Origin of the sequence: Streptomyces sp. NPDC058051 (assembly GCF_042885475.1) — a bacterium.
In the GTDB taxonomy this organism is placed as follows: Bacteria; Actinomycetota; Actinomycetes; order Streptomycetales; family Streptomycetaceae; genus Streptomyces.
Window position 1 is genome coordinate 311,551 of record NZ_JBHVRW010000002.1, and the last position, 11,131, is coordinate 322,681.

9 protein-coding genes are annotated in these 11,131 nt (G+C 69.6%); 6 read left to right on the forward strand and 3 right to left on the reverse strand.

The genetic code is table 11. The features are described from left to right. The first annotated feature begins 146 nt into the window (after positions 1 to 146). Positions 147 to 2,723, forward strand: coding sequence for a RelA/SpoT family protein (locus tag ACFVUT_RS04945; protein ID WP_389647266.1), 2,577 nt, complete (start codon positions 147 to 149; stop codon positions 2,721 to 2,723). Positions 2,724 to 2,813: 90 nt separating this feature from the next. Here ACFVUT_RS04945 and ACFVUT_RS04950 read toward each other — a convergent pair whose 3' ends face one another. Together ACFVUT_RS04950 and ACFVUT_RS04955 are read right to left on the reverse strand one after the other, a co-directional pair. After that, a complete protein-coding gene (locus tag ACFVUT_RS04950) occupies positions 2,814 to 4,043 on the reverse strand; it encodes a DUF349 domain-containing protein (protein ID WP_389647269.1) in 1,230 nt (409 codons plus the stop codon). Positions 4,044 to 4,242: 199 nt separating this feature from the next. Continuing rightward, positions 4,243 to 5,028, reverse strand: a complete 786-nt coding sequence (locus tag ACFVUT_RS04955) for a peptidylprolyl isomerase (protein WP_389647272.1) — start codon at positions 5,026 to 5,028, stop codon at positions 4,243 to 4,245. 149 nt (positions 5,029 to 5,177) lie between these two features. Between ACFVUT_RS04955 and ACFVUT_RS04960 the strand changes: the two genes are divergently transcribed. The 4 genes from ACFVUT_RS04960 (at position 5,178) to ACFVUT_RS04975 (ending at position 9,586) form a co-directional block, all read left to right on the forward strand. Continuing rightward, positions 5,178 to 5,864 (forward strand): MBL fold metallo-hydrolase, encoded by a 687-nt coding sequence (locus ACFVUT_RS04960; protein WP_389647275.1) that lies wholly within the window; start codon positions 5,178 to 5,180, stop codon positions 5,862 to 5,864. A 13-nt stretch (positions 5,865 to 5,877) separates the two neighbouring features. Beyond that, positions 5,878 to 7,140, forward strand: a complete 1,263-nt coding sequence (gene hisS / locus ACFVUT_RS04965) for a histidine--tRNA ligase (RefSeq protein WP_389647278.1) — start codon at positions 5,878 to 5,880, stop codon at positions 7,138 to 7,140. Between the two features lie 382 nt (positions 7,141 to 7,522). After that, entirely contained in the window at positions 7,523 to 8,158 is a 636-nt protein-coding gene (locus ACFVUT_RS04970; protein ID WP_389647281.1) for a vitamin K epoxide reductase family protein, read from the forward strand. A 69-nt stretch (positions 8,159 to 8,227) separates the two neighbouring features. Further along, entirely contained in the window at positions 8,228 to 9,586 is a 1,359-nt protein-coding gene (locus tag ACFVUT_RS04975) for a replication-associated recombination protein A (protein WP_389647284.1), read from the forward strand. A gap of 28 nt (positions 9,587 to 9,614) precedes the next feature. Here ACFVUT_RS04975 and ACFVUT_RS04980 read toward each other — a convergent pair whose 3' ends face one another. Then, the gene (locus ACFVUT_RS04980) at positions 9,615 to 10,313 is read right to left on the reverse strand and encodes a DUF2470 domain-containing protein (RefSeq protein WP_389647287.1); all 699 of its coding nucleotides are present in this window, start codon (positions 10,311 to 10,313) and stop codon (positions 9,615 to 9,617) included. Between the two features lie 188 nt (positions 10,314 to 10,501). Between ACFVUT_RS04980 and rpsD the strand changes: the two genes are divergently transcribed. Next, on the forward strand, positions 10,502 to 11,116 hold the full coding sequence (rpsD, locus tag ACFVUT_RS04985; RefSeq protein WP_389647290.1) for a 30S ribosomal protein S4: 615 nt from the start codon (positions 10,502 to 10,504) through the stop codon (positions 11,114 to 11,116). Positions 11,117 to 11,131 lie beyond the last annotated feature (15 nt).

Consider the following 11,131-nt stretch of genomic DNA (forward strand, 5'->3'; position numbering starts at 1 on the left):
CGTATGCGGCAGCGCACGGCGGGCACCCGGGAACAACCGGGTGCCCGCCGTGCGTTGTGAGGGGTTCCACGGTCCCCGGGGGAGGTCAGGCCACAGGGTCGATACGATGGCCTTTCCGGGTACCCGGATCCGCACGAGGAGCGCTCTTGCCAGACGAGGCCCAGCCAGTCGCCGCCCCGCAGCCCGAAAAGCCGGTGGCGGCCCCAGACGTGCCCGGGAAGAAGCAGGCTGCGGAGAAACCGAAGCCCCCGGCTCCCGAGCCCGTCAGCGGCCAGGACCGGGCCGGTGCGGCGCTGCGCCCCGCGCCCGCTTCGCCCGCGCAGCCGGCCGCTCCCGCCTCTCCGGCCGCCTCCGCGCCCAAGCCTCCGGCGAAGCCCGCTGCGAAGCCCGTCGCCCCGCCCGCTTCCTCCACCCGCTCCGGCGGCTCCTCCAACCGGGTGAGGGCCAGGCTCGCCCGTCTCGGCGTACAGCGCTCCAGCCCGTACAACCCGGTACTCGAACCGTTGCTGCGCACCGTCCGCGGAAACGACGCCAAGATCGAGACCGCCACGCTGCGCCAGATCGAGCGCGCCTACCAGGTCGCCGAGCGCTGGCACCGGGGACAGAAGCGCAAGAGCGGCGACCCGTACATCACGCACCCGCTCGCCGTCACCACGATCCTCGCCGAGCTGGGCATGGACCCGGCCACGCTGATGGCCGGACTGCTGCACGACACGGTCGAGGACACCGAGTACGGCCTGGACACCCTGCGCCGGGACTTCGGCGACCAGGTCGCCCTGCTCGTCGACGGCGTCACCAAGCTGGACAAGGTCAAGTTCGGCGAGGCCGCACAGGCCGAGACCGTCCGCAAGATGGTCGTCGCCATGGCCAAGGACCCCAGGGTCCTCGTCATCAAGCTCGCCGACCGGCTGCACAACATGCGCACCATGCGCTACCTCAAGCGGGAGAAGCAGGAGAAGAAGGCCCGCGAGACGCTGGAGATCTACGCCCCGCTGGCACACCGCCTGGGCATGAACACCATCAAGTGGGAGCTGGAGGACCTCGCCTTCGCGATCCTCTACCCCAAGATGTACGACGAGATCGTCCGCCTCGTCGCCGAGCGGGCGCCCAAGCGCGACGAATACCTCGCCATAGTGACCGACGAGGTCCAGGCCGACCTGCGCGCCGCCCGCATCAAGGCCACCGTCACCGGCCGACCCAAGCACTACTACAGCGTCTACCAGAAGATGATCGTGCGGGGCCGGGACTTCGCCGAGATCTACGACCTGGTGGGCATCCGGGTCCTCGTCGACACCGTCCGCGACTGCTACGCGGCGCTCGGCACGGTCCACGCGCGATGGAATCCGGTGCCCGGCCGGTTCAAGGACTACATCGCGATGCCCAAGTTCAACATGTACCAGTCGCTGCACACCACGGTGATCGGCCCCAGCGGCAAGCCCGTCGAGCTGCAGATCCGCACGTTCGACATGCACCGCCGCGCCGAGTACGGCATCGCCGCGCACTGGAAGTACAAGCAGGAGGCCGTCGCGGGCGCCTCCAAAGTGCGCACCGACGTGCCCAAGAGCCCCGGCAAGGGCGCGCGCCAGGACACCGTCAACGACATGGCGTGGCTGCGCCAGCTCCTCGACTGGCAGAAGGAGACCGAGGACCCCAGCGAGTTCCTGGAGTCGCTGCGCTTCGACCTGTCGCGCAACGAGGTCTTCGTCTTCACGCCCAAGGGCGACGTCATAGCGCTCCCCGCGGGTGCGACGCCGGTCGACTTCGCGTACGCCGTCCACACGGAGGTCGGCCACCGGACCATAGGGGCACGGGTCAACGGACGGCTCGTACCGCTCGAATCCACCCTCGACAACGGTGACCTGGTGGAGGTATTCACCTCCAAGGCGGCCGGCGCCGGACCTTCCCGGGACTGGCTGGGCTTCGTCAAGTCGCCCCGTGCCCGCAACAAGATCCGTGCCTGGTTCTCCAAGGAGCGCCGCGACGAGGCGATCGAGCAGGGCAAGGACGCCATCGCGCGTGCCATGCGCAAGCAGAATCTGCCGATCCAGCGCATCCTGACCGGCGACTCCCTGGTCACCCTCGCTCACGAGATGCGGTACCCCGACATCTCGTCGCTCTACGCGGCGATCGGCGAGGGCCATGTGGCCGCCGCCGGTGTCGTGCAGAAGCTCGTCCAGGCACTCGGCGGCGAGGACGCCGCCAACGAGGACCTCGTGGAGAGCGCGCCGCCGTCCCGCGGTCGGCACAAGCGCCGTTCCAACGCCGATCCGGGCGTCGTCGTCAAGGGCGTCGAGGACGTGTGGGTCAAACTGGCCCGCTGTTGCACACCCGTCCCCGGCGACCCGATCATCGGCTTCGTCACCCGCGGCAGCGGCGTCTCCGTGCACCGCGCCGACTGCGTCAACGTCGACTCGTTGTCGCAGCAGCCGGAGCGGATCCTGGAGGTCGAGTGGGCGCCCACCCAGTCCTCGGTCTTCCTGGTCGCCATCCAGGTCGAGGCGCTGGACCGGTCCCGGCTGCTCTCCGACGTCACCCGTGTTCTGTCCGACCAGCACGTCAACATCCTGTCGGCAGCCGTCCAGACCTCCCGGGACCGGGTGGCCACCTCGCGCTTCACCTTCGAAATGGGCGACCCGAAGCATCTCGGACACGTCCTGAAGGCGGTACGGGGCGTGGAGGGCGTGTACGACGTCTACCGCGTGACCTCCGCCCGCAGGCCCTGACCACCGGCGGCACGGCATACGAAAGGCCCCCTGTGCACGTCCCTCGGGACGTGCACAGGGGGCCTTGTCACACAGCCGGGCGGCCCGTCCTCAGCCGCCGAACTCCTCCAGGCCCTTGAGCGCCTGGTCCAGCAGCGCCTGCCGGCCTTCGAGCTCCTTGGCCAGCTTGTCGGCCCGGGCGTTGTTGCCCGAGGCGCGGGCCGTGTCGATCTGCGTGCGCAGCTTGTCCACGGCCGCCTGGAGCTGACCGGTCAGACCCGCGGCACGCGCACGCGCCTCCGGGTTCGTCCGGCGCCACTCCGACTCCTCGGCCTCCTGGAGCGCCCGCTCCACCGCGTGCATCCGCCCCTCGACCTTCGGGCGGGCGTCACGCGGTACGTGGCCGACGGCCTCCCAGCGCTCGTTGATGGAACGGAACGCGGCCCTGGCCGCCTTCAGGTCCTGCACCGGCACCAGCTTCTCGGCCTCGACCGCGAGCTCCTCCTTGAGCTTGAGGTTCTCGCCCTGCTCCGCGTCCCGCTCCGCGAAGACCGAGCTGCGGGCGGCGAAGAAGACGTCCTGCGCCCCGCGGAAGCGGTTCCACAGATCGTCCTCCGACTCGCGCTGCGCGCGGCCCGCCGCCTTCCACTCCGTCATCAGGTCGCGATAGCGGGCGGCCGTCGCTCCCCAGTCCGTGGAGCCGGAGAGCGACTCGGCCTCGGCGACCAGCTTCTCCTTGGCCTTGCGGGCCTCCTCGCGCTGGGCGTCCAACGAGGCGAAGTGGGCCTTGCGGCGCTTGGAGAACGCCGAGCGCGCATGCGAGAAGCGGTGCCACAGCTCGTCGTCGGACTTGCGGTCGAGCCTCGGCAGGCCCTTCCACGTGTCGACGAGCGCACGCAGCCGCTCACCCGCGGAGCGCCACTGCTCGCTCTGCGCCAGCTCCTCGGCCTCGGTGACGAGTGCCTCCTTGGCGTGCTTCGCCTCGTCGGACTGCTTCGCCTTCTGGGCCTTGCGCTCCTCGCGCCGCGAGTCGACCGTCGCGACCAACGCGTCGAGTCGCTTGCGCAGCGCGTCGAGGTCGCCGACGGCGTGATGCTCGTCCACCTGCACACGCAGGTGCTCGATGGCGGTTGTGGCGTCCTTGGCCGACAGGTCGGTGGTCTTCACCCGCCGTTCGAGGAGGCCGATCTCGACCACCATGCCCTCGTACTTGCGCTCGAAGTAGGCCAGTGCCTCCTCGGGGGAACCCGCCTGCCACGATCCGACGACCTGCTCGCCATCGGCTGTACGCACGTACACGGTGCCCGTCTCATCGACACGGCCCCACGGGTCGCTGCTCACAGCGCCTCCTCCACCTGATGCCCGCGAGAGGGTTCGCCCCCCTGGCATCGTCCACAGTTTCCTGGGGCGGGCAGCGCCCGCCCTGCACAACGCCAATCTAGGCGACCGGCCGCCCGGCTGTCCGCACTCAGCGCGGCTGAAAATAATCCGGGCAGCCCTTCGTCACCACCGGTCGGCCGGTGGTGACGCACCGGCCGCGTCACGACTTGTCGACAGTGACCTTCGAGATGTCGACGGCCTTCTTCGGAGCACCGTCGGCCGCGCCGTCGGCCACACCCGCCGCACCGATCTCCTTGACCGCCTTCAGTGAGGCATCGTCCATCGTGCCGAACGGGGTGTAGCTGGGCGGCAGTTTGCTGTCCTTGTACACCAGGAAGAACTGGCTGCCACCCGTGTGCTCCTGACCGGTGTTCGCCATGGCCACCGTGCCCGCCGGGTAGGTCACCGTGCCGTCCTCGCCCGCCTTGCCCAGCGCGGTCAGGTTCTCGTCCGGGATCGTGTAGCCGGGACCGCCCGTGCCGTCGCCCTGGGGGTCGCCGCACTGCAGGACGAAAATGCCCTGTGTGGTGAGCCGGTGGCACTTCGTCCCGTTGAAGAAGCCCTTGTCGGCCAGTGACTTGAAGGAGTTCGTGGTGTGCGGTGTCTTCGCCGCGTCCATCGTGAACGCGATGTCGCCCTGGCCTGTCTTGAGCGACATCGTGTACTTCGCCTTCTTGTCGATCGTCAGCGCGGGCTCGGGCACGCTGCTCTCGCTCGCCGACGGCGAGGGCGACGCGCTCGCCGCCGCGTCGGTCGTGTCCTTCTTGCTGTCGTCGCCGTCGAGGGCGAGATACGACCCCACCCCGACGATCGCCGCCACGGCCACCACGGACGCGATGACGACCGTCAGACGCCTGGTCCTGTGGCGGGCCTCCTCCCGGCGCTGCTGCTGCCGCTCGAACTTCTCCCTGGCGAGCTGCCGCCGCCGCTGATCGCTGCTGACCACCGGGTGATCTCCTTGTACGTCGTGTGTTGGGGTCTGGGCTGCCCCGTACCGTATATGGGTTGGCTGTGGAATGAGGAGCGCCGGTAGGCTCTGAACTGCCGCGACCTTCTCAGTCGCCATTCATCGTCGGACGACCCCTAAGGACGATCGTGCTCATTGCCGGGTTCCCCGCCGGGGCCTGGGGGACCAACTGTTACCTGGTCGCCCCGGCCGCAGGCGAGGAGTGCGTGATCATCGACCCGGGCCATCAGGCCACCCAAGGAGTCGAGGACGCGCTCAAGAAGCATCGGCTGAAGCCCGTCGCCGTCGTACTGACCCACGGCCACATCGACCATGTCGCCTCCGTCGTCCCGGTGTGCGGCGCGCACGACGTCCCCGCCTGGATCCACCCGCAGGACCGCTACATGATGAGCGATCCGGAGAAGGCCCTCGGCCGCTCCATCGGGATGCCGCTCATGGGCGAGCTGACGGTGGGGGAGCCGGACGACGTCCAGGAGCTGACCGACGGCGCCCTGCTGAAGCTGGCCGGTCTGGAGTTCGGTGTCGCGCATGCGCCCGGCCATACCAAGGGGTCGGTGACGTTCAGGATGCCCGAGGCCGCGGATGTTCCGCAGATCCTCTTCTCGGGCGACCTGCTCTTCGCCGGCTCCGTGGGACGCACCGACCTGCCCGGCGGCGACCACGCCGAGCTGCTTGAGTCGCTGGCCCGCGTGTGCCTGCCGCTCGACGACTCGACGGTGGTGCTGTCCGGCCACGGCCCCCAGACGACCATCGGCCGCGAGCGCGCCTCGAATCCGTATCTGCACGGTACGGACGCGCCCCGACGAGGAATGTGACGAGAGTAATACCGTGAGCACCTTCAAGGCCCCCAAGGGCACGTACGACCTGACCCCGCCCGACTCCGCGAAGTACCTGGCGGTGCGTGACGCGATCGCCGCACCCCTGAAGAACTCCGGCTACGGCTACATCGAGACGCCCGGCTTCGAGGACGTCGCCCTCTTCTCGCGCGGTGTCGGTGAGTCCACCGACATCGTGACCAAGGAGATGTACACCCTCACCACCAAGGGGGGTTCCCAGCTGGCGCTGCGCCCCGAGGGCACCGCGTCCGTGCTGCGCGCCGCTCTGGAGGCCAACCTCCACAAGCTCGGCAACCTGCCGGTGAAGCTCTGGTACTCCGGTTCCTACTACCGCTACGAGCGCCCGCAGAAGGGCCGCTACCGGCACTTCTCGCAGGTCGGGGCCGAGGCGATCGGCGCCGAGGACCCCGCGTTGGATGCCGAGCTGATCATCCTGGCCGATCAGGCGTACCGCGCGCTGGGTCTGCGGAACTTCCGCATCCTGCTCAACTCGCTGGGCGACAAGGAGTGCCGCCCGGTCTACCGGGACGCGCTCCAGGGCTTCCTGCGCGACCTCGACCTCGACGAGGACACCCGGCGCCGCATCGAGATCAACCCGCTCCGGGTGCTCGACGACAAGCGGCCCGAGGTGCAGAAGCAGCTGACCGGCGCCCCGGTGCTGGGCGACTACCTCTGCGACGCCTGCAAGGCGTACCACGAAGAGGTGCGCGACCTGCTCTCCGCGGCAGGCGTGGTGTACGAGGACGACGAGAAGCTCGTCCGCGGCCTCGACTACTACACCCGCACCACCTTCGAGTTCATCCACGACGGACTCGGCTCGCAGTCCGCGGTGGGCGGCGGCGGCCGCTACGACGGCCTTTCCGAGATGATCGGCGGCCCGGCGCTCCCGTCGGTCGGCTGGGCGCTCGGCGTGGACCGTACGGTGCTCGCGCTGGAGGCGGAGGGCATCGAGCTCGAACTGCCCGCGACCACCAGCGTCTTCGCGGTACCGCTCGGCGAGGAGGCCCGGAGGGTGCTCTTCGGGATCGTCACGGAGCTGCGCCGCGAGGGAGTGGCGACGGACTTCGCGTACGGAAACCGCGGCCTCAAGGGTGCGATGAAGAGCGCGAACCGCTCGGGTGCGCGGTTCACGATCGTCGCGGGTGAACGGGACCTGGCCGAGGGCGTCGTCCAGCTCAAGGACATGGAGTCCGGTGAGCAGCAGCCCGTCGCGCTCGGTGAGCTGGTGGCCGAGCTCCGGCAGAAGCTGGCCTGACCGTCCGCCGAACCAACGGTGCCCGCCCGGTCCACCGGGCGGGCACCGCGCGTCCCGCCCGGTGCCGACGTCGCGCGCGACGTCAACTTCGTGTGAGCAGGTTCATCCTGCCGGTCGGTTCCCGTCCGGAGGGCGCCGACGGCGGTCGGCGCAGGCCGCGTCCACGCCGGCCCGCACGGCCCCTGCTCCGGAGCGCCTGCCCAGGCCGTACGCCTCCCCGGCGCCCCGGCCGGGGCGCCGGAGTCTCTCGCCGACCCGTGTGTCCTCCGTCCACCGGGCGCAGCGCTTCGCGTACGCCTTTATGTCCATCGAACGGAAGGCCAGTGATGTGGTGCGGCACAATGACCGTGCCCAGCAGGCCACTCACTGATGGAACGGCGATATGACGACTGCAGCGGTTGACCATCCCTCCTCCGACCAGGACGAGGACGGCGGGAAGAGCACCATCGGTGGCAGTCGGGCGTTCGCACTGCTCCTGGTGATCACGGGTGCCGCCGGACTCCTCGCCGCCTGGGTCATCACCATCGACAAGTTCAAGTTGCTGGAGGACCCCAACTTCACGCCGGGCTGCAGCCTCAACCCGGTCGTCGCGTGCGGCAACATCATGAAGAGCGAGCAGGCGGCCGCCTTCGGCTTCCCGAACCCGATGCTCGGTCTGGCCACCTACCCCGTGATCATCGGCATCGGCCTGGCGCTGCTCGCGGGCGCACGCTTCCGCAGCTGGTACTGGCTCGGGATGAACGCGGGCACGCTGTTCGGCGTCGGCTTCTGCACCTGGCTCCAGTACCAGTCGCTCTACAGCATCAACTCGCTCTGCCTGTGGTGCTGCCTGGCCTGGGTCGCCACGATCTTCATGTTCTGCTACGTCACCACGCACAACATCCGGCACCGGATCCTGCCCGCGCCGAACTGGCTGCGCAACGGACTGACCGAGTTCCACTGGGTGCCGCCGGTGCTGTGGATCGGCATCATCGGCATGCTGATCCTGACCCGCTGGTGGGACTTCTGGACGAGCTGACCGGTCCCTCGCCCCTGCCGGGCGACCGGCCCGGCAGGGATGTCGGTGCGGTGACATAGGCTTCAAAACGTGGAGCCCGACCTCTTTACCGCAGCCGCCGAAGACCGCCAGGAGAAGGACCCGTCCAGCAGCCCGCTGGCCGTCCGGATGCGCCCCCGCACCCTGGACGAGGTGGTCGGACAGCAGCATCTGCTCAAGCAGGGCTCACCGCTGCGCCGCCTCGTCGGCGAGGGGAACGGCGGGCCGGCGGGCCCGTCGTCGGTGATCCTCTGGGGTCCGCCCGGCATCGGCAAGACGACCCTCGCGTACGTCGTCAGCAAGGCCACCAACAAGCGCTTCGTCGAGCTCTCCGCGATCACCGCGGGCGTCAAGGAAGTACGCGCCGTCATCGAGGGTGCCCGCCGTGCCACCGGCGGCTACGGCAAGGAGACCGTCCTCTTCCTCGACGAGATCCACCGCTTCTCGAAGGCCCAGCAGGACTCGCTGCTCCCGGCCGTGGAGAACCGCTGGGTGACCCTGATCGCCGCGACCACCGAGAATCCCTACTTCTCGGTCATCTCGCCGCTGCTGTCGCGCTCCCTCCTGCTCACCCTGGAGTCGCTCACCGACGACGATCTGCGCGGCCTGCTGAGGCGCGCCCTGGTCGACGAGCGCGGACTGCGCGGCGCCGTGGCGCTGCCCGAGGACGCCGAGGCCCACCTGCTGCGCATCGCCGGCGGTGATGCCCGCCGGGCGCTCACGGCGCTGGAGGCCGCAGCGGGCGCGGCGCTGGCCAAGCAGGAGCAGGAGATCAGCCTCCTCACCCTGGAGGAGACCGTCGACCGTGCCGCCGTCACGTACGACCGGGACGGCGACCAGCACTACGACGTGGCGAGCGCGCTCATCAAGTCGATCCGCGGTTCCGACGTGGACGCCGCGCTGCACTATCTGGCGCGCATGATCGAAGCGGGGGAGGACCCGCGGTTCATCGCCCGGCGGCTGATGATCTCGGCCAGCGAGGACATCGGTCTCGCCGACCCCACGGCACTGCCCACCGCCGTGGCTGCCGCCCAGGCGGTCGCCATGATCGGTTTCCCCGAAGCGGCGCTGACCCTGAGCCATGCCACGATCGCCCTGGCCCTCGCCCCCAAGTCCAACGCCGCGACCCTGGCCATCTCCGCCGCCCAGGAGGACGTCCGGAAGGGGCTCGCCGGCCCGGTCCCGGCCCATCTGCGCGACGGCCACTACAAGGGCGCAGCCAAGCTGGGCCATGCCCAGGGTTATGTCTATCCGCACGATGTCCCCGGCGGTATCGCCGCCCAGCAGTACGCCCCGGACGCCGTACGCGACAAGCACTACTACCGGCCCACGCGCTACGGCGCCGAGGCGCGCTACGCCGATGTGGTGGAGCGGGTCCGGGAGCGGCTCTCGGGCGGGTCCGCGGACTGAGGAGGGGCGGAGCAGGGGGATTCCCCGCTCAGCGCGCCGCGGCCTCGAAGAGCGTGTGCATGGCGTGCCGCAGTTCGCGGATGTCCCGCACGGGCTCGGGGAACTCGAAGCGCGCGTCGAAGCAGCCGCCGTCCTCCAGGAAACGCACACGCAGTCCGAACCGGTCGAGCGCGAGAGGTACGACGGAAGGCCGGTGGGCCGGGCAGCGACGGTCCGAACGCTCGCCGAGCAGTCCGCACAGCGTGCTCAGCTCTGCGCCGTGCGCCGCGTGCAGATGCTGGAGCAGCTCCGCCTCGTGTCCGCCGAGCGGATCGGGGTGCGCGTCCCGGAACGCGTCGGGCTCGACCGCCTCGGCGCCCCACAGATCGTCGACGTACGCCGAGCCCGTCTCCAGCCGGAGCGTCATCCGGCCGGGCCCCGACAGGCCGGGTACGGTGGTGAGCCATCCCCAGACGCGAGCGCGGCCGCGGATGCGGTGCGGCACGGAGACCGGGGCGACGTCCGTGAGCTCCAGCACAGCGGTCAGCTCGTCGTCCTCGGCGTACGTCGCGGTCCGGACGGCCGGGGAGTCGGCGGCCAGTTCGAGGAACAGATCCCCGTCGGGGCCCACGCTCCGGGTCAGCGGCATCAGCAGATCCGGGCCCGGTGTGTTCACCCCGGGGATGAGCAGTGCCGCGGAGCAGGTACCCTGTACGAGAGTTCGTGTGCGCTCGGCTGCTGACGGCATCCGAGTGATTTCAAGCCCGCCGGGGCGCGGCTGACCACGATCTGATCGGTCCTCCGTCGTATCGGCACCCTGAGGGGTGTCGACGCTGTCAGTGCTGTCCGTGACGTGAGTGGTGTTCCCCGGGCGAGACATGCGATCTCCTCAAGTAAGGTGAGCCTAACCTAACCTACAACGGAGGTCTGGAGAACGTGCCTAACCAGTCGCGTCCCAAGGTCAAGAAGAGCCGCGCGCTCGGCATCGCACTGACGCCGAAGGCCGTCAAGTACTTCGAGGCCCGCCCCTACCCGCCGGGCGAGCACGGCCGTGGACGCAAGCAGAACTCGGACTACAAGGTCCGTCTGCTGGAGAAGCAGCGTCTGCGTGCCCAGTACGACATCAGCGAGCGTCAGATGGCGCGTGCCTACGACCGCGCCAAGAAGGCCGAGGGCAAGACGGGCGAGGCGCTCGTCGTCGAGCTGGAGCGTCGCCTCGACGCCCTGGTTCTGCGTTCGGGTATCGCCCGCACCATCTACCAGGCCCGCCAGATGGTCGTGCACGGTCACATCGAGGTCGACGGCCGCAAGGTCGACAAGCCGTCCTTCCGTGTCCGTCCCGACAACGTCGTGACGGTCCGCGAGCGCAGCCGCGAGAAGCACCCCTTCCAGGTTGCCCGCGAGGGTGGCTACGCCCTCGACGGCGAGACCCCGCGCTACCTGCAGGTGAACCTGAAGGCCCTGGCCTTCCGCCTTGACCGGGACCCGAACCGCAAGGAAATCCCGGTGATCTGCGACGAGCAGCTCGTCGTCGAGTACTACGCCCGCTGATCCAGGCGTAGCCGC

Bases quoted from the DNA above. Each gene is read 5' to 3' on its own strand.
- ACFVUT_RS04980 (WP_389647287.1), bottom strand. From the start codon at position 10,313: ATGCCGTCAGCAGCCGAGCGCACACGAACTCTCGTACAGGGTACCTGC.
- ACFVUT_RS04970 (WP_389647281.1), top strand. From the start codon at position 7,523: ATGACGACTGCAGCGGTTGACCATCCCTCCTCCGACCAGGACGAGGAC.